At 38.8% G+C, this 19,639-nt stretch carries 13 protein-coding genes, 1 tRNA gene and 1 pseudogene; 9 read left to right on the forward strand and 6 right to left on the reverse strand.

What is annotated here, in order from left to right:
- Nucleotides 1-4: 4 nt before the first annotated feature.
- The 4 genes from PR725_RS02740 to PR725_RS02755 form a co-directional block, all read right to left on the reverse strand.
- Nucleotides 5-841, reverse strand: a complete 837-nt coding sequence (locus PR725_RS02740) for a DUF932 domain-containing protein (RefSeq protein ID WP_115164608.1) — start codon at nt 839-841, stop codon at nt 5-7.
- Nucleotides 842-854: 13 nt separating this feature from the next.
- Nucleotides 855-1,280: an antirestriction protein gene (locus PR725_RS02745; protein ID WP_272567483.1), complete on the reverse strand. Its 426-nt coding sequence runs from the start codon at nt 1,278-1,280 to the stop codon at nt 855-857.
- Between the two features lie 91 nt (nt 1,281-1,371).
- Nucleotides 1,372-2,244, reverse strand: a complete 873-nt coding sequence (locus PR725_RS02750) for a GTPase family protein (RefSeq protein ID WP_272567486.1) — start codon at nt 2,242-2,244, stop codon at nt 1,372-1,374.
- A 61-nt stretch (nt 2,245-2,305) separates the two neighbouring features.
- Complete coding sequence (locus tag PR725_RS02755) at nt 2,306-3,238, reverse strand: hypothetical protein (protein WP_272567487.1); 933 nt, start codon at nt 3,236-3,238, stop codon at nt 2,306-2,308.
- A 437-nt stretch (nt 3,239-3,675) separates the two neighbouring features.
- On the opposite strand from PR725_RS02755, the gene PR725_RS02760 reads away from it, so the two are divergent.
- From PR725_RS02760 to dsr2, 8 genes and pseudogenes are all read left to right on the forward strand, one after another.
- On the forward strand, nt 3,676-4,263 hold the full coding sequence (locus tag PR725_RS02760; protein ID WP_213637531.1) for an inovirus Gp2 family protein: 588 nt from the start codon (nt 3,676-3,678) through the stop codon (nt 4,261-4,263).
- A gap of 105 nt (nt 4,264-4,368) precedes the next feature.
- Entirely contained in the window at nt 4,369-4,578 is a 210-nt protein-coding gene (locus PR725_RS02765; protein WP_154602982.1) for a helix-turn-helix transcriptional regulator, read from the forward strand.
- Nucleotides 4,579-4,673: 95 nt separating this feature from the next.
- Nucleotides 4,674-5,201 (forward strand): annotated as a pseudogene (locus PR725_RS21845) (hypothetical protein).
- A 256-nt stretch (nt 5,202-5,457) separates the two neighbouring features.
- On the forward strand, nt 5,458-7,899 hold the full coding sequence (gene hsdR / locus PR725_RS02775; protein ID WP_272567492.1) for an EcoAI/FtnUII family type I restriction enzme subunit R: 2,442 nt from the start codon (nt 5,458-5,460) through the stop codon (nt 7,897-7,899).
- 71 nt (nt 7,900-7,970) lie between these two features.
- The gene (locus tag PR725_RS02780) at nt 7,971-9,443 is read left to right on the forward strand and encodes an N-6 DNA methylase (protein WP_272567494.1); all 1,473 of its coding nucleotides are present in this window, start codon (nt 7,971-7,973) and stop codon (nt 9,441-9,443) included.
- Nucleotides 9,443-11,212, forward strand: coding sequence for a restriction endonuclease subunit S (locus PR725_RS02785; RefSeq protein ID WP_272567496.1), 1,770 nt, complete (start codon nt 9,443-9,445; stop codon nt 11,210-11,212). The genes PR725_RS02780 and PR725_RS02785 overlap by 1 nt, the downstream gene beginning before the upstream one ends.
- Nucleotides 11,213-11,259: 47 nt before the next feature.
- The gene (locus PR725_RS02790) at nt 11,260-12,423 is read left to right on the forward strand and encodes a DUF4268 domain-containing protein (RefSeq protein ID WP_272567498.1); all 1,164 of its coding nucleotides are present in this window, start codon (nt 11,260-11,262) and stop codon (nt 12,421-12,423) included.
- A gap of 310 nt (nt 12,424-12,733) precedes the next feature.
- Entirely contained in the window at nt 12,734-16,351 is a 3,618-nt protein-coding gene (gene dsr2 / locus PR725_RS02795) for an anti-phage defense-associated sirtuin Dsr2 (RefSeq protein WP_272567501.1), read from the forward strand.
- A gap of 43 nt (nt 16,352-16,394) precedes the next feature.
- On the opposite strand, the gene PR725_RS02800 is transcribed toward dsr2, so the two are convergent.
- Nucleotides 16,395-17,648 (reverse strand): tyrosine-type recombinase/integrase, encoded by a 1,254-nt coding sequence (locus PR725_RS02800; protein WP_272567504.1) that lies wholly within the window; start codon nt 17,646-17,648, stop codon nt 16,395-16,397.
- Between the two features lie 188 nt (nt 17,649-17,836).
- A tRNA-Leu gene (locus PR725_RS02805) sits at nt 17,837-17,921 on the reverse strand.
- A gap of 413 nt (nt 17,922-18,334) precedes the next feature.
- Here PR725_RS02805 and ampH point away from each other — a divergent pair.
- The gene (gene ampH, locus PR725_RS02810) at nt 18,335-19,558 is read left to right on the forward strand and encodes a D-alanyl-D-alanine-carboxypeptidase/endopeptidase AmpH (protein WP_004907539.1); all 1,224 of its coding nucleotides are present in this window, start codon (nt 18,335-18,337) and stop codon (nt 19,556-19,558) included.
- The last annotated feature ends 81 nt before the right edge of the window (nt 19,559-19,639 follow it).

Below are 19,639 nucleotides of genomic sequence, written 5' to 3' on the forward strand. Positions count from 1 at the left end.
AAAATTAGTTGGGCTGGCGAGGGGCAAGTTGGTTAAATAAGGTATCCGCCATCACCCACAGGGCTTTATTGAGTTTGATATCACCATCAATCCCATTCACTGAACGAGTACGAGCGCGTTTACCTTTTGCGGTTCTGCCTGATAATCCTCCTTTAATCAGGTTTTCTTGTAGACGTTGGTACACCGTCCAGAGGTCTTCTTTCTTATCTTCAACGCGTCGAGGCTGTAGAATTTGCTCTCGTGTGACGGGCTGGAACTCTTCACCAAAGCGGTAGGTCAAAGCCGCTTCAGCAAAGGCTTGCTGGGCTGGTGGGGGTAACAATAACGACTGCATACTTTCGCGTTTTTCAGCCACTTGCTCAAACGTATCGAGTACCTCATACGCCCCTTCAATCACTTTCCCCACCACATCCCCTTTATGGGGGACACGCACTTCACCCAATACATCACCGCACACCAAACCGTTAGAACACACGGCTCTAAAAAGACCCGGCAACATCTGATAACTGCTCGAACCATCATGGCTATTCAACAAAATAATTTCAGGGACTTGTACACCCGTGATTTGGTCATGTCGCCGCAGCCTCAACATGTGCTTTGTATGCTCTCGGCGGCTGACATCACGTACTCGAGTCTGGCAAGCAAAGAACGGATAGAAGCCTTCTTTTTGCAGGCTATCTAACAAAGTAATGGTCGGGATGTAGGTATAGCGTTCACTGCGTGAATCGTGTTTTTCTTCAGAAAATACGCTCGGTACAGTACGGAATAATTCTTCGATGGTCAGTGGACGCTCACGACGAATACTGTTAGCAGAACCAAAACGCGAAGCTAATAAACTCATGATAGGCTCCTGATTAATCAATTAAGTGGAAAATGGCTGCAGATTCAGAATGTTGTAGCGCATATTCACGCAATTGATAAAAGCGGTCACACATCACTTCGCTTTCTGTTTGGAATGACCAGATACTGTACAGGATCAGACACACCACAATCCCTGCCGCTTCTTGGCTCACCGTGGCTTCATTGCCGTTGTGCATGTTGAATAGGGTTAAGGTGTCTTCGTTTATATCGGGGTAGATAAAGGCACCACCATTATTGAGCGCACCATATTCCCAGTAACCGCCATGATATTCATCGCAGAATTGGCCCATCGTGGTGAAGATCACTACTTCAAAGGTGGCCCAGCCTTTTACTGCACCAAAATGATTGAACCAAAAATCAAGGCGTTGTTCATCGGGAACGAGTGTCATTGTGATAGCAGATTCAATTGTGTTACTCATAAGTTGATACTCCAATAAAAAGAAATAAAAAAGCGCCAACCCCGTTAAGGAGCGGCGCTTGATGTCATCAATGTTGTGTTAATTTAAGAAGTTAAAAGAACAGGCTCCACAGGGATTTAGCGACGGAGACGATGCTGTTTTTGACGGTGCTGATCGTATGTTTTATCAATGGGGGTAATGGAATGATATCGATTATGGTATCGATGATATCACTGACACATTGCCCAAAATCGTTACGTGCAGAATTTTCCACAGATTGCGTTCGGTAAGCGCTGTTCAGTTGCCTAGCTACCCCGCTACTGGCTTGCGCCGGTAACGCCTGTATTAATTGCTCAGCTAACTCAGTGAGTTGATAGTTTTCGACAGCAGAAACCGTCATCACCGGATGATACGGCTTGAATGCTGTTATCACGGCTTGCTGCTTCAATTCTAAGTTAGCCACTTGTTCAAGGGATGGCTGGTGGTTGTGTTCATCCCACTGGCGGCAGGGCTCTATTTTGTCAGCCTGATTCAATACAAACAGAAATCGTTCAGATTGGTAGCCACATTGCTCAGTAAGAAAGCGATAACACTGTTCATCAGAAGACCATGCCCTATCATCCGCTTTGAGTATCCAGATAATTAAATCCAGTTCTGGCAATAAGTTACGATAGAGCTGGTGGTATTCTCTATCTCGCTCAAGGCTTTCCCCTATGCCGGGTAAATCAACAAAGGTGAGTGTATGGTTGTTCATCGTCATACTGAAGCGTTGGGCTTGGCGTGTGCAGCCTGAAACATCATTCACAGGTGATAGTGAGGATTGGAACAGTGCGTTGATAAGACTGGATTTGCCCGCTCCTGTTTTACCCATTAAACCAATGGTGGGTGAGTAGTTGATTAGGTGGTTGAGTTGGTTGAAAAATCGGTTTTTAAATGAAGCAGGAAAGGCTGAAATAACCCTTCCTAATTCAGGATATTGGTTCATATTACATCCTTGAAAGAATCACTGTTACTATTCAAGTTAATAATATATATCTGAGATTTATTTAATTCTCTTTTTGGGTAAGACGAACAAACTCTTCTAATGGCTCTAAAGGCAAATCAATTTGGTTGATCATAGCCTCAATAATTTCGTTAATATTTTTATTATGATTTTTGGCTATTTTTTTTAATTTCAACATTGATGGTTTTGAAATATACGTATTCAGTACAGTTTTATCTTTAACTCCATCACGATACTTCTTTTGGCTCCACGCTTTCCTTGTTTGAGATAAAAAAAGTTTGACTTTTTCTACACTTGAAATAACAGCCCAATAATCAAAACATGAAGAAATTATTTTCCATTTCTGATTTTTAATAAGTAAATTAACATCATCATCAGAAGAAATATTTTCACGAATCATTCTCTCAGCGATCCATTTTAATGCTTCAGTCCTTCTTGGTAAAAATGAAAAAGGCTCTGGGTATTCTTTAAAAACAGATAAAGCCTCATCTCTCATAAAAAAAACCACCTTATTAAAATCTTTAGGATTTACAAATAAAACAACAAAGTCCAAAAAACAAACAATATAATGAAAAGGGATATCCCTACCCATTACAGGAATCAAATTCAATGGTGAGTAATTATACACCCCAGTCATAATTGATTTGTAATCATTTTCTATAAGGTGTTTATTATACGACTTCATGAGAAAGTTCAAGATAACAAAGGACATTCTATCATTCGTTAAAAAAGACAATTGTTCTATTGGAATAATCTTTTGCTCTATCTTTCTTAAATAATAATCAACATTTTTAAATACACGCCCGACATGCTGATTTAACTCACTAAATAATACATTCACATTCTTATTCTTTGCCTCAGATATCATTTTATGAAGATCATTAATTGATAGTGTCTTTTCTGAAAGCATACAGAATAGAACAGCATAATATTGCCTGCATTCAAAATAATTATCATTTACATCTATATTTACCATGCATTCTCTCCACGTAGTATTTTTCGCATACCTTTACGTTGTATTTTACGTAGCATTTTAAGTGTCATCATACAACATAAAAACTAGTATTTATGTGCCAAAAATCACTATATCTATACAAATTCCCCTTAGAGTAAAGATGAATCTTTAGATAAACTAATATCAGAGTAAATCCACCGGAAAAAGGAGCAGTTCATCTTTGTTCAAAAACGCTCTGTCACTGTCATTGATGATGAGATATAGAAGAGCCATACGGTGTTGGTATAGTATTATTTTTATAAAGAAAAACACTCATCACTACCACACCTAAAATATTAAACATTACCCTGTCACTGACTCACTCATCCATATATTCATCATCTCAGCTAAATGATGAACTTCTATTTTTAACAACACCCATTCTAGATATGAAATAAAACCAACCAAAGGTATCAATCATGTCTAGTTACACCTACAATGAGCATTACACTCAAAAGATAAACTACACCATCCGTAAATCACTCTTAACCTATAATAGAGTTACCGCTATTAGAGTTGACTTACGTTTTCCTTCATCAAATACACTTCACTCAGATGACTCCAATGCCATAACCCGATTTATTGAATCGTTAAAAGCCAAAATAAACGCGGATCTAAAACGTAAAAACAAAGCATGGAAACGCAATCATTCATGCTTGTTATTTTATGTATGGGTCAGGGAGTTTGGTGAGATAAATAACAAAAAACATTACCATGTACTTTTGCTATTAAATAAAGATGTTTATTGGAGTCTAGGTGATTTCATCAAAACTGAAGGAACACTCTATACATTAATACAGCAGGCATGGTGTAGTGCTATAGAGGTGAACTATCCTGATGAACGTTATTTAGTTCATATCCCAGATAACGCCGTTACTTGGCTAGATAATAATGAAGCCTACAATGAAAATACGATATTTGAATTAAACCAGCGCTGTCGTTACTTAGCAAAAGAGCATACGAAATATTATGGTGATGGTGAGCGTTCTTTTGGATGCAGCCGTTAATCTACCAATAAAAAACATGAGGGGGATATCTTTTGGAAGAGAGATATCCCTAAACATTCATCGATATCCCTTCTGCCTTTTAACTTTAAAGACAGGAGTTCAATAATGAGCACTCAAGCGATTCCCTTATTAAATGACCAATTCGTTGATATGAAATTCATTACCCGTTTAACGGGACTAACAGACAAGTGGTTTTATAAATTGATCCAAGATGGAGAGTTTCCTAAACCAATAAAATTGGGGCGTAGCTCTCGTTGGTTAAAGAGCGAGGTCGAGAGTTGGTTACAAGCACGTATTGCCGAATCCAGAGCTTAATCATCACATCGAGCCCCTATTCTACGTTAGTAACACTAACATTTAAATCACACTGAAAATTCAACAATGAAAAAGTATCATGACTCTCATGAGGCATAGCTACGTCACTACTTGAGCTGGCTAGCTTTACCAAAATCGCCGTTTATCGGGGAATGTGCAATCCCTTAATCAAGCATAGCCACCAGCTGATAGTAGCTGATATACGCTTTCCAGATACCGACAGCACGCCCGCTGTCGTTCTTGGCATGCCTGTACCGTTTAATCCACGGTAGAACGTTCCCTGAGCCGTTATCAGTACAGTCTGATATGGATTGATTGATAACCGCCTGCTACGTTATCACCCCATGTTAGAGGGGATTCTTCTCAGCGAGTGCGTCCGCCTTGGGCAACGTTCATTTGCGAATAAGCTGATTAGCCTGTTCAACCAGTTTAACGACTCTGATCTACGCCATAAACTAATGTGGCTGTGCTGGTATGATTTGATGCTGGGCTTTCCGTTAGATGATTGGCTGAATACCTTGAAGATGAAAACTGAAGAACAGCTGGTGGAATGGATAATTGGCAGGCAGATGGAGAACTGGGGACTGACGAGGATAATGGATGATTATGTGTTGTTTGGTTAGTAATTAAATCAGTGCCATTAATCATGTATGTAGACACAAAATGACAATATAATTATCTGACGCTTTATTGGCTATATAAAAATAGAATACCTTACAGGCTTGCATCATTCGTTATCAAAACCGAATGAATCAACGTCCCCAGATTACGAATCGTAATAGTAGTATCACTAATCACACTCTGTTAGTTATAACCTAACTCATGCCTATATTCTGTGTATAATTAAGCACTAATCCCAATTTCGTTGAGAGAGCTGCTATGGCTAGCATGAATAAAAATCATCTGACTGAAACAGACATCATTACAAAATATATCCTCCCTGCAGTTAAAGATGCAGGCTGGAACCTGATGTCGCAAATCCGCCAAGAGGTCAAACTTCGCGATGGTAAAGTGGTGGTTCGTGGTAAGTTAGCAGCACGATTGACAGTGAAATCAGCCGATATAGTGCTCTATCATAAGCCAGGTCTACCCCTTGCCGTCATAGAAGCTAAAGCGAATAAACACGAAATGGGGAAAGGGATGCAGCAAGGGCTAGATTACGCACGCCTACTCGACGTCCCTTTTATTTTTGCTTCTAATGGCGATGGTTTTATCTTCCACGATAAAACAAATCCAGTACAGCTTGAGTCAGAAATAACACTCGACGACTTTCCAACACCAGAACAGCTTTGGACTAAATACTGTACTTGGAAAGGTTTTACTGCCGAGCAGCTACCCATAATTAGTCAAGATTACTACGATGATAGTAGTGGAAAATCCCCTCGTTATTATCAACTACAAGCCATTAATAAAACCGTAGAAGCCGTTTCTGCTGGACAAAAACGCGTATTACTCGTGATGGCGACGGGTACTGGCAAAACTTATACCGCATTTCAGATTATCTGGCGATTATGGAAAGCTAAAAATAAAAAACGCATTCTGTTTCTTGCAGACCGCAATATCCTTGTCGATCAAACTAAAAATAACGACTTCCAACCTTTTGGCAGTGCAATGGCAAAAGTGACAGGTAGAACGATTGACCCAGCCTATGAAATTCAACTTGCACTCTATCAAGCAATTACTGGTCCAGAAGAACACCAAAAAGCCTTTAAGCAGGTAGCCCCCGATTTCTTTGATCTGATTGTTATCGACGAGTGCCACCGTGGTAGCGCATCAGAAAACAGCGCATGGCGAGAAATTCTTGAATACTTCAGCAGTGCGACCCAAATAGGCTTAACTGCAACACCAAAAGAAACCGATGACGTTTCCAGCACCGATTACTTTGGCGACCCAGTTTACACTTATTCACTTAAAGAAGGTATCGAAGACGGCTTCTTAGCACCTTATAAGGTGGTTCGAGTCGATATTGATGTCGACTTACAAGGCTGGCGTCCCACAAAAGGTCAAGTTGATAAACAAGGCCAGCTGATTGATGACCGAATTTATAATCAAAAAGACTTTGACCGCACTATGGTGATCGATGAGCGCACCCAACTGGTGGCACAAACAATCACTGATTATCTAAAACGCACCAATCCAATGGATAAAACCATCGTTTTTTGTAACGATGTTGACCACGCTGAACGTATGCGCCGTGCATTGGTAAACCTAAACCCAGAGCAAGTGCGAAAAAATGAAAAATACGTGATGAAAATCACTGGCGATGACGACATCGGTAAGGCGCAACTCGATAATTTTATCAATCCGAAAAAGCCTTATCCAGTGATTGCAACCACCTCTGAACTGATGAGTACCGGAGTGGATGCTCAAACCTGCAAACTGGTCGTGCTAGACCAAAATATTCAATCCATTACCAAATTCAAGCAGATCATTGGGCGTGGAACACGTATTAACGAAAAGTTCGATAAACTCTGGTTCACCATTCTCGATTTCAAAAAAGCCACCGAACTGTTTGCAGACGAACGCTTTGATGGCTTACCTGAAAAAGTGATCCGCACAACACCTAACGATATTTCTGATCCCGAGTCTGATTTCAATGATGTATTAGAAGATGAGGTTCCAGAAAACGAAGCGTTAGATAACGATATATTTACCGGCGCAGAAGAACCGTCCGCTCACTATGGCGACACATCAGAAAGTGCTAGCGGTGCTTTTGAAGAAAGCGACGAAAACAGAATTCGTAAATATCATGTCAACGGAGTTACCGTAAAAGTACTGGCAAAACGTGTCCAATATTACGATGCCGATGGTAAATTAGTCACCGAATCCTTTCAGGACTACACCCGTAAAACGCTACTCAAAGATAAAGACTTTGCCTCTCTTGATAACTTCATTCGAAAATGGCACTCTGCTGAACGCAAACAGGTTATTATTGATGAGCTCCAGCAACTCGGCGTACTTTGGGAAGTATTAGCAGAAGAAGTGGGCAAAGACCTTGACCCATTCGATCTCCTTTGTCATGTGGTTTATGGTCAACCGCCCCTAACACGTAAAGAACGGGCTGACAATGTGCGTAAACGTAATTACTTCACCAAATATTCAGAACCTGCACAGCATGTACTCAATACCTTGCTGGATAAATACGCAGATGAAGGCGTTCAGGAAATTGAAGACATTCAGGTACTAAAACTGAAACCGTTCGACAGCCTAGGCCGTCCGCTAGAAATCATCAAAAGTAGCTTTGGTAATAAACAAGCTTACGAGCAGGCAGTCAATGAACTGGAAGATCAAATTTATCAGTTACCACCTCGCCAGGCCTAATAACCCATATTATTTTACCACCGTGAGTAATCAGCTCTCGGTGGTTTCATTTTTACCAATGGAATACCAACATGTCGATTAGCTCAGTAATTAAATCCTTACAAGACATCATGCGCAAAGATGCAGGTGTAGACGGTGATGCTCAACGCCTTGGGCAACTGTCTTGGCTATTATTTCTGAAAATATTTGATACTCAGGAAGAAGAGCTGGAACTCGAGCAAGACGATTACCAACTCCCCATTAATGCGCGTTATTTATGGCGTACATGGGCAGCAAACAACGAGGGAATTACTGGGGATGAACTGCTCGAATTCGTCAATGACGATTTATTCCCTGCTTTAAAAAATCTCGCCGCGCCTATTGATAAAAACCCACGTGGTTTTGTGGTAAAACAAGCGTTTAGCGATGCCTATAACTACATGAAAAATGGTACGCTTCTACGCCAAGTCATCAATAAACTGAATGAAATCGACTTCAGCAGCAGCCAGGAACGTCATCTGTTTGGTGATATCTACGAGCAGATCTTGCGCGATCTGCAAAGCGCCGGTAATGCGGGCGAGTTCTATACCCCGCGTGCGGTGACGCGTTTTATGGTCAACCGCATCGATCCGAAGCTTGGCGAGTCGATTATGGACCCGGCATGTGGTACTGGCGGCTTCCTTGCTTGCGCGTTCGACCATGTGAAACAACATTACGTTAACACCACTGAAGATCATAAAACGCTACAACAACAGATCTTTGGTGTAGAAAAAAAACAGCTCCCACATTTGCTGTGTACCACTAATATGCTATTGCATGGTATTGAAGTTCCAGTACAAATTCGTCATGACAACACATTGAACAAGCCACTGTCCGCTTGGGATGAACAACTCGATGTCATTATTACCAACCCACCGTTTGGTGGCACTGAAGAAGACGGGATCGAGAAAAATTTCCCTGCGGAAATGCAAACCCGCGAAACCGCCGACCTGTTCTTGCAATTGATCATTGAAGTGCTTGCGGATAAAGGCCGAGCAGCTGTGGTTCTGCCGGATGGCACATTGTTTGGTGAAGGCGTCAAAACCAAAATCAAAAAATTGCTAACCGAAGAGTGCAATCTACACACCATTATACGTTTGCCAAATGGCGTATTTAATCCATATACCGGAATCAAAACCAATATCCTCTTCTTCACCAAAGGCCAGCCAACCAAAGAAGTTTGGTTCTACGAACACCCCTATCCAGAGGGAGTTAAAAACTACAGTAAAACCAAACCGATGAAGTTTGAAGAGTTCCAGACTGAAATCGACTGGTGGGGCAATGAAGCTGATGGTTTTGCCAGCCGTGAAGAGAACAATCAGGCGTGGAAAGTCAGCATCGACGACATCATCGCCCGCAACTTCAACCTTGATATCAAAAACCCGTATCAAGGTGAAACGTTCAGCCACGATCCCGATGAACTACTGGCGCAGTACCAGAAACAGCAGGCAGAAATCAGCGAGCTTCGTAACCAGCTACGCGATATTCTCGGTGCCGCACTGGCGGGTAACAAGGAGGCGAACTGATGACCGTTGAGAAGCTGATCACCGACCATATCGATATTTGGTCTTCTGCACTGCAAACTCGCTCCACCGCAGGGCGTGGCAGCAACGGTAAAATTGACCTTTATGGTATTAAGAAACTTCGCGAACTGATCTTAGAGCTGGCAGTTCGTGGCAAATTAGTACCGCAAGACCCAAATGATGAACCAGCATCTGAGCTGTTAAATCGTATTGCTGCAGAAAAAGCAAAACTGGCGAAACAAGGTAAAATTAAAAAACAGAAATCGCTGCCAGAAATTAGTGAGGATGAAAAACCGTTTGAGTTGCCGCAAGGGTGGGAGTGGACTTCATTAAATCAAATTGCATTAATTAATCCCAAAATAGAAGTAACGAATGATGAGCAAGAAATCTCTTTCATCCCAATGCCTTGTATTTCAACACGATTTGATGGAACACATGACCAAGAAATAAAGAAATGGGGAGAAGTAAAGAAAGGCTATACGCATTTTGCGGACGGAGATATCGCTTTGGCTAAAATAACACCTTGCTTTCAAAATAGTAAGGCTGTCATTTTTAATAGCTTAAAAAATGGTGTGGGTGTAGGTACAACAGAATTGCATGTTGCTCGCCCATTAAGTTCAGAGCTAAATCGTCAATATATTCTCCTTAATATAAAATCACCTCATTATTTAACTATTGGTGAATTACAGATGACTGGTTCAGCTGGTCAAAAACGTGTGCCACGAAGTTTCTTTGAGAGCTACCCCATACCGTTCCCACCAATTACTGAACAAGCAAGAATAGTAGAGACATTCTCTGTATTGATGTCCCTCTGCGACCAACTGGAGCAGCAATCGCTAACCAGCCTTGATGCACATCAACAACTGGTAGAAACCCTACTGGAAACGCTGACCGATAGCCAAAATACCGAAGAACTTGCCGAAAACTGGGCGCGAATCAGCCAGAATTTCGACACACTGTTTACCACCGAGGCGAGCATCGATGCGTTAAAGCAAACCATTTTGCAACTGGCTGTGATGGGTAAACTGGTGCCGCAAGATCCCAACGACGAACCTGCTTCTAAACTGCTGAAACGTATTGAGCAAGAAAAATCGCAGATGGTGAAAAACGGTAAAATTAAAAAACAAAAACCATTGCCGCCGATTAGTGATGAAGAAAAACCGTTTGAGTTACCGCAGGGGTGGGAGTGGTGTCGGTTGGGTACGTTATTTAATTTTCAAAATGGCTACGCATTTAAAAGTGAATGGTTTAGTGATAATGGAATTCGATTAGTCAGAAATGCCAATATATCCCACGGGTATATTAACTGGGCTGATTCAGTGAAATTACCTGATTCCAGGCTATCAGAGTTTGAAGGGTTTAGTTTGAATGTTGGAGATATTGTCATATCACTTGATAGACCTTTAATTAATACCGGATTGAAATATGCATTTATACGCGAGTGCGATTTGCCCTGCCTTTTATTACAGCGGGTGGCTAAGTTTAGCAGTATTGGAAATATGATTCTTAGTGGCTTTTTGAGTAAATGGTTAGAGTCTAATTATTTTATCAATGCCATTGATCCAGGTCGAAGTAATGGTGTACCACACATTTCTACCAAGCAGCTTGAAATGACCCTTTTCCCTCTATTATCTCAAAATGAGCAGGATAAAATAATTTCCAAAGCTAATGAGCTTGTTCAAGTTTGTGATTACCTCAAATCCTGCCTGCAATCCGCCCAACAAACCCAGCTCTACCTAGCGGATGCACTCACAGAAGCTACATTAAACTAAGAAACTGACGATACCTAAGACTGAGCAAAAAATAAAAGAGGCAACCAATGTATAAAGTCGATAAGCAGGAAAATACCCTACATTCTTTACAAGAAGTGTCTTTTAGTAGCTTAGGTTTCCGTGAACGTGAACATTTACAAGAATGGTTAGCTAAAAATCCGCAAGCATTAACGAAAAAAGAAGACGTTAACGATGAACTATTAATTATACAAAAAGAATTTGCTGGATTTGATGACACTAAAGAGCGTCTTGATCTACTTGCATTAGATAAAGATGGTAATTTGGTAATCATTGAAAATAAGCTTGATGACTCAGGCCGAGATGTGGTTTGGCAATCACTAAAATATGCGGGGTATTGTGCTAATTTACGTCAAGAAAGCATTATTGACATATTTCAGCGCTATCTCAACCAGTATGAACCAAATGAAACGCGCTCAGCATCTGAAATCATTGTTGAATTTATTGGCCGTGAAGTTGTACTTAACCGCAAAGGCACACAACGTGTCATCATGGTAGCTGCTCATTTTCGCAAAGAAGTGACCAATACCGCATTATGGCTGATGCAGTTTAATATTCGTATCCAATGTTTTAAAGTCACTCCTTATTGCTTTGGTAACGATGTATTTATCGATATTCGACAAGTTATCCCAACGCCTGAAGCCGAATCGTTCATGATCGGCATGGCACAAAAAGAAGCAGAAGAACAATCATCAGGTAATGATCTTCAGCAGCGCCACTACTTACGACGTGAGTTTTGGACGCAAGCACTAGAAGAGTTTCGTTGCAGTCGCTGCGATCTTTTTAATAATCGGTCACCATCAACGGATCATTGGTTAGCTGCAGGGTCGGGTCTTAGTGGAGTACCTTATGAGCTGATTTTTTCGCAAAAAGATGCCCGAGTACAACTCAATCTTTCTCGATCTGATGCACAAGAAAACACTTGGTTGTTTGAACATTTACTCGAACAAAAATCACAAATTGAGCATACCTTTGGTCATAAATTAGAATGGAGACCATTACCAGAGCGAAAAAGTTGCCAAATAGTATTCCTTCAATCTTTTGATGGCATGGATAAAGAACAATGGCCAACCATCATAAATTGGATGATTGAAAATATGTCCAAATTAGAACTTGCTTTAAGACAGCCTCTTGCAGAACTTTCTATTCAGCTAAAACAAAGTGGCCTAATCACAGAGGGTGAAGAAGAATAAATCTTAGGTGAAAAGGGTTTAGACAAATTAGGTTCTATTAGTTTATGAGGAAAACTGGGGAATATCACATTTCCCCAATATCGCCCATGAAAGTAAAAAACCAGTATATTCATCTTTCTAAGATTTTTTGCTCATTGACGTGAACAGTCCGGAAAACTCGAAAATCTTTTGGAACTAAGACGGGTATACTTATCATGAATATGACAGAACAGTATATCCTATTAATTATAGTACAAAAAAAACAAGAGTGATTTATAATTAAATATATTATTAGGCTTCTCATTTTAACCATGTATAAAAAATGGAATATATGATGATAAATAAAATAAAACCATTATTAAATAATATATCAGCCCGCCTTTGGGATGGACGAGCAGCCATATTGATAGGAGCAGGATTTAGTCGAAATGCAACACCATTAACTAATAAAGCAAGAAAGTTCCCCATGTGGAACGACTTAGGCGATATTTTTTATGAAAGTGTTTACTGTGAAAAAAATTCCAATAAATACTCGAATGTATTGAAATTAGGAGATGAAGTCCAGGCTGCGTTCGGTAGAGCTATACTTGACAAATTAATAATGGATAATGTACCGGATAAGGAATATGAACCGTCTAAGTTACATGTTTCTCTTCTATCCTTGCCTTGGATTGATGTTTTTACAACTAACTACGATACCTTACTTGAACGCGCTTGCGTTAATGTTGATTCTAGAAAGTATGATATTGTACTTAATAAAAGTGATTTGATGAATGCTGAACGCCCAAGGATTATAAAATTACATGGTAGTTTCCCTTCAGAAAGACCTTTTATAGTTACGGAGGAAGACTATAGAAAATACCCTTTAGAAAATTCTCTATTTGTAAACACCGTTCAGCAGTCATTAATTGAAAATACACTATGTCTAATAGGATTTTCCGGTGATGACCCTAATTTTCTTAATTGGATTGGTTGGATAAGAGATAATCTTGGCGTAGAGAACTCACCCAAGATATATTTGGTAGGGCTTTTTTCATTTAATGAAGCACAACGTAAACTTTTAGAAAAAAGAAATATATCTATTGTTGATTTAAGTTTCCTTGGTGATTTTGGGAAAGACCACTATTTAGCACATCAAAAATTCATTCAATTTCTTTATGATTCAAAAAATAAAGAGAATTTAATAGAATGGCCTATAGAGAATAATCAAGATTTAATATCTTTTAATGATAATTCCGAATCAAAACTTAGAAAAATTAAAGAATGTATTAGCAACTGGTCTCAAACACGAAAGTTATACCCAAATTGGTTAATTTTGCCTGAACCAAATCGACGCCGTTTATGGCAAAATACGAGAAACTGGTTACATATAGTTAATCATAAAATTACATGGGAAAACTCTAGCGATCTAGATTTTGGCTATGAGATTACATGGAGACTAAATAAAGCTTTAACTCCTATTTTCAAGGATACTTTTGAGTTTTTATTTAAATTGGTTGATAAATATTCGGTTAATTATATAGATAAAAATAATAAAATCATTGAATTTGACGAAAAATATTCTTTTATAATCATAAGCTTGATGAGATTTTGCAGGCAAGAAAGCTTTATTGACAAATGGGAAAAATTAAACGATATCTTGATTCAAAATATAGACCGACTAACTCCAGAGGTTAAATCAAACTATTATTACGAAAATATTTTATTTTTATATTTCAACTTAAATTTTGATGAAGCTAGAACCAAACTTTCCAATTGGGAAATAAATAAACTTCTTCCTCATCATGAGATAAAAAAAGCCGGGTTGCTTGCTGAATTTGGAATGCTTGATGAAGCGATCAATCATCTTGAAGAAACACTATCTACAATTCGGAAAAATAGTCTTCTTTCATCAAGAAATATTGACTATTCTAGTGAATCACAAGAAGCATATGGAATTTATATATTACGTATATTTAAACATAGTTGGCGTTTAGCCAGTAGAGATGATGATTATTCATCTGAATATAACGCTAGACTAGCAACACTATCACAGTATCGTAGTGACCCTGAAAAGGAAATAAAATATCTAGATATTAAACTTGAATCATTACCTGGTATCCTAAGAAATACTAATGACTCAGATTTTGATCTTAATAGAAGGTCAGTAGAAACATATTTTGGAGAAAGTTCAACAGATACAAGATCATTAGATGCTTTTAGCTTTTTCCTCCTAGCAGAAGAACTTGGCCTTCCTTTTCACATTCCAGGAATGAATATTTTTAGTGAAATTGTCGAAAATGCGGCTCGCCATATATACCCATTCTCCCCTGAGTGGGCTATTTTTTCAATATTCAGAACATTTAATAGAGATAAAGCAAAGAGTTTGTTTAATAGAAATAGAATTTCTTCTCTCGAACCGAAAAAGGTTGAGAGCCTATTTGATGGGTATTATAAAAAATATGAACAGATAGTCACTAAAAAAATAGATGATAGGTTAAATGATGATCTTGAGATAGAAATTTCCACCCTAACAATTATTCCTGAAATTCTATCAAGATTGGTTACGAAAGTATCATTTGAAAAAAAGAAAGATATTATAAATCTCTTATTTAAATTATTCAATTCAGCTAATTTTCATGGGTATGCTGATACTAAGGATTTATTAAAACGCACTATTTCAAATTTGAACGACCACCAAAAAATATCTCTTATAGATGTTTTTATTGACTTTCCTTCAGCGCCACCTAATGGCCAACTACCTATTAATCAACAGTATGGTTTTATTACACCATTTGAATGCCTTTTAGAAACCAGCATCAAAATATCAAAGGAAATATCTAAAAAAATTAAATCTGAAAAACTAAAAAAAGATATTCGCGACTTAAAAAGTGAGAATCATGAATTAAGGAAAGCCGCATCACAAAAATTAATATTATTATATAATCTGGATATGCTTAATAAGTCTGATATAAACAAACTTATAAAAAATCTTTGGTCAAAAACTGATGATTATGGATTTCCTATTGATAGCGGATATTACAAATTTTTCTTTATAAATAATCTTCACCCAGAAAATGAAAACATAATAGAAAAGTTCTTACCTATAATTGAATCATATGAATTCCCTATTCAAGAAGGAACCAGCGTTAGCATTAAAAATGGATTCAATGAATATTGTACAGAACTCAATGGATCGTTGCGCTACATAAATCTACCAGAACAAATTCTATCTGAAATTATTTTAAGAATGACCAATTGGTATGATAAAGATAGAATATGGCTTAAAGAAAGAGATCATATATCTAAAGAATTTATATTTAGATTTAGACATATCACAAACATTGTGACTACAATTTTGGAAAATCATAAAGAAAAGCTAAATGCGGGTACAATTAATTCAATTTCAAACCTACTAGAAAGGATGAAAAGTGATAAAGTACCTGTCAATTCGGCAGTAACAATGCTATTACTAAAGGATAAAAAAAGCCAAACTGAAACGTATAAATATATAGAAAATGGGCTATATAGTTTTAATGGTGATGATGTTATTGAAGCAATTAACTCCATTTATGTGCTAATTAGAAATAATGAATATCCATCAAATATTATTGAAATTCTTAGTGATAAAATTGCATGGAATAGGGACCCTAAACTTCCTGAATGTTATGATTTAGTTGGATTCATTATTAATTCTTCTAATTTTTCTCTTTCAGATGAAATTATAGAAAAAATTCTTCTTGGGTTAGCACATATAATAAATATTGACGATAATAGCTTTAATAATAATAATGATTATTTGAATCATCTTGAAAAAAAACTTAGTGCAACAAAATTAGCTGCTTTTATATATAGAAGGAATGAGTCATTAAGCTTGAAGCAATCTCATCTAATTCAAGATTGGGAAAATATGTGTAATTCTAGAAATGAGTTTGACGAAATTAGAAATGAATGGAACAATCACATCTAATTAAATGCAGAACGCCCAACGTAAATTGGGTGTTCTGTTCTAATTATGCCCTTTTAACATAGTTAAATGGTGACGTTAATTCCATTCTATTCGCACCCAGATAATCAGCCCACCATTGCACCATCAAGCGTCTTTCCTCAATATGTTCTGCTTTATGAATATAAGCAGCCCTAACTGAATTACGCTCTTGATGGCTCATTTGCCTTTCTACTGCATCCTTCGACCATAGCCCTGACTCAATCAACGAACTACACGCCATCGTTCTGAAACCATGCCCACACACTTCTGTCTTAGTGTCATAGCCCATCACACGTAATGCATTGTTTACCGTGTTCTCACTCATTGGCTTTCTAGGATTATGATCGCCGATAAAAATCAGTTCGTGGTTGCCGCTGAATTGATAGATCTGTTTTAAAATCTCAATGGCTTGTCTACTTAAAGGAACTAAATGAGGTGTGCGCATTTTTGATCCACGATGGGAGTGTTTAACCCCTTCTATCGCTTCGCGTTCAGCGGGGATCGTCCACATGGCATTTTCAAAATCGATTTCATCCCAACGAGCAAAGCGCAATTCACTGGAACGAATGAAGACTAACAAAGTAAGTTTAACTGCAAGTTTAGTTAAAGGCCTTCCCTTATAATCATCGATGCGTTGTAAGAACTCAGGTAAGCGTTTAAGCTCTAAGGCGGCTCTATGGACTCGTTTACCAGTGGCAACTGCACCAGCCATATCTTGCGCTGGGTTATAGTCGATTAAACCACTTTGTACGGCATAGCGCATAATGGCTGTTACACGTTGTTGTAAACGTGCAGCCAACTCAAGACGTCCAGACATCTCTACGTCTTTAATCGGTTCGAGTAGATCGCGAGTTTTTAGTTCGGCAATATTACGTTTACCAATAGCAGCAAAGATATTGTCTTCAAGGCTTTTGAGGACTCGATGGCTATGCCCTTCCGACCACTTCTTATTGGTTGCATGCCAATCACGTGCAACCTTCTCGAATGTATTAAATTCTTTTTGTTGCTCTTCTTTCACTTCTTTGCGTTTTTCGCTTGGATCAAATCCATTAGCAATTAACTTTCTGGCGGCATCTCTTTTCTCTCTAGCTTCTGCGAGTGAGATTTCAGGGTAAACACCCAGAGCTAACATTTTTTGCTTACCGCCAAAGCGATATTGTAAACGCCAATATTTTGAGCCGTTGGTATGTACCATCAAGTGCATACCATCACCGTCTGTTAATTTATACGATTTATCCAAAGGCTTGGCAGCCCTGACTTTAGCATCAGTAAGAGCCATAATTTATCTCCTTCTGTTGGTACAAACTATTATCGAATCGAGAGATACCAACACATATACCAACAGCAGGTACTTGATGTGGGTTGACCTTAGTATACTTGGGAAGACTGAAAAGTGGGGAAAAGCCTTGTAAAACTGGGATTTCAGATACAAAAAAAGACGTCGGTTGACGTCTCTTGATGTTCTTATGGTGCCGAAGGCCGGACTCGAACCGGCACACCCGAAGGCGGTTGATTTTGAATCAACTGCGTCTACCAATTCCGCCACTCCGGCACGAAGTGATGTGTTTCTTGGAAAACGCTGCCATTATACTTGCCTTGTGCCTACTGGCAACACTTATTCGTGAAGATTCAGTTTGTTCGCTTAAAAAAAAAGCATATTCCTTAGATCTTATAAAATCACAAGGAAAGCTTCTTTTGTTTATATATCTATTAATGAGTATGTTAACTTCTCCCAAATTATTTTTCTTATCACGAGGCTCTGTGACTGGCGGCAGGTCATTATTTTTGTTAGTTTATCTGCAATCTAATGTCAATATTTAAGGTTTAATCATGGGTTTTGTTGGGTGGATAGCAACAGGTATCTTTATTGGCATCTTAATTGGTGTGGTAATGAAGATTTTCGCGAAGAAAAAATAATATGGCTGAAAGGCCATTTGCAAACAATCATATCGGCTGGCTTCCAACATGAAGAAATCATTTCTAAAAGTTCTGTCTGTATCTGCATTATCCTTAGTGTTAATGGCATGTTCAAGTAAGACAGAAAAAGCACCAAAGTTTTTGCAAAGTAATGATATTGAATCCTCTGACTGGCAAGTTTTTGAGGGAGATAGAAGGACTTACGAGCGCGTCGCTAAGATTGTCGATTTATACGCTAATCGCATTTTTAATGAAAGCAATGCACGGGGCATGGCTATCATTGTTATCGATAATAATCAGGCGTTATCGCGTTATTATGGTGAAACCGCACCGGGTAATGGTAAAAAACCTGGTCCAAACTCATTAATTCGCATTGCATCAATTACAAAATTAATGACAAGCGAAATATTAATTAAACTTGAACAAGATAAGAAACTATTAATTACGGACCCATTACAACAATACGCTTACCATGGCGTTACTGTTCCTGATAATGCCAGCGGGCAACCTATTCGCTTATATCACTTAGCAAGCCATACCAGTGGCTTACCTCGCGAACAACCCGGTGGGAAATGGGGACGTCCTGTTTTTATTTGGCCAACTCAAGATAACCGCTGGACCTGGCTAAAAACAGGTAAGTTAGATGCAACACCGGGAACAGAAGCTTCTTATTCCAACTTAGCGTATGACTTATTGGCAGATGCGATGGTTAAAGCTTCAGGAGTCTCTTACCCTCAGCTATTTAACCACTATGTTACTTCTCCCGCCAAAATGACGAATACCACTTACACCCCCAATAATGCACAATGCGCGCGGTTAATGGAAGGAACGAAACCCAGCCCTTGCCATAACACTCTTGCAGCAGCAGGAAGTGGTGGTGTGTATTCCACCCCTGCAGATATGCAAAAATGGATGCAGCAATTTTTATCGACAGACAGTAACCTAAGAAAAGTCACCGCAGCCCGTGAACAAGGCATCTATTTTCCCCGTGAAAAACTTTTAGAAATTAAAGGGATGGATGTTGCAGGCCATGCTGATGGATTAGGCCTTGGGTGGGTGTATATGAAACCGAAAAATGGCATTCCTGGTATTTACCAAAAAACAGGTGGCGGTGGCGGGTTTAACACCTATATGGCGATGATCCCACAGCAAAATATTGGGGTATTTGTGGTAATGACCCGCAAAGATAACAGTAAATTCAGTAAATTAACGATTGGTGTTAATGAACTAGTCGCCTCATTATCTACTAACCATGCGTATGGGAAACATTGAAGGAGTACCGCCGAAGTGTTACAAACAATGGCGAGTTACACCCCGACCCTAAAACGTGGATTTACCCGCGTTATCTCATTA

It is taken from the genome of Providencia sp. PROV255 (assembly GCF_028478065.1).
Taxonomy (GTDB): Bacteria; Pseudomonadota; Gammaproteobacteria; order Enterobacterales; family Enterobacteriaceae; genus Providencia; species Providencia rettgeri.

What these genes read in the sequence shown, in the direction of transcription:
- PR725_RS02755 (WP_272567487.1), bottom strand. Translation starts at nt 3,238, where the DNA reads ATGGTAAATATAGATGTAAATGATAATTATTTTGAATGCAGGCAATAT.
- PR725_RS02765 (WP_154602982.1), top strand. Translation starts at nt 4,369, where the DNA reads ATGAGCACTCAAGCGATTCCCTTATTAAATGACCAATTCGTTGATATG.
- PR725_RS02740 (WP_115164608.1), bottom strand. Translation starts at nt 841, where the DNA reads ATGAGTTTATTAGCTTCGCGTTTTGGTTCTGCTAACAGTATTCGTCGT.
- dsr2 (WP_272567501.1), top strand. Translation starts at nt 12,734, where the DNA reads ATGATGATAAATAAAATAAAACCATTATTAAATAATATATCAGCCCGC.
- PR725_RS02800 (WP_272567504.1), bottom strand. Translation starts at nt 17,648, where the DNA reads ATGGCTCTTACTGATGCTAAAGTCAGGGCTGCCAAGCCTTTGGATAAA.
- ampH (WP_004907539.1), top strand. Translation starts at nt 18,335, where the DNA reads ATGAAGAAATCATTTCTAAAAGTTCTGTCTGTATCTGCATTATCCTTA.
- PR725_RS02785 (WP_272567496.1), top strand. Translation starts at nt 9,443, where the DNA reads ATGACCGTTGAGAAGCTGATCACCGACCATATCGATATTTGGTCTTCT.
- PR725_RS02780 (WP_272567494.1), top strand. Translation starts at nt 7,971, where the DNA reads ATGTCGATTAGCTCAGTAATTAAATCCTTACAAGACATCATGCGCAAA.
- PR725_RS02745 (WP_272567483.1), bottom strand. Translation starts at nt 1,280, where the DNA reads ATGAGTAACACAATTGAATCTGCTATCACAATGACACTCGTTCCCGAT.
- hsdR (WP_272567492.1), top strand. Translation starts at nt 5,458, where the DNA reads ATGGCTAGCATGAATAAAAATCATCTGACTGAAACAGACATCATTACA.
- PR725_RS02790 (WP_272567498.1), top strand. Translation starts at nt 11,260, where the DNA reads ATGTATAAAGTCGATAAGCAGGAAAATACCCTACATTCTTTACAAGAA.
- PR725_RS02750 (WP_272567486.1), bottom strand. Translation starts at nt 2,244, where the DNA reads ATGAACCAATATCCTGAATTAGGAAGGGTTATTTCAGCCTTTCCTGCT.
- PR725_RS02760 (WP_213637531.1), top strand. Translation starts at nt 3,676, where the DNA reads ATGTCTAGTTACACCTACAATGAGCATTACACTCAAAAGATAAACTAC.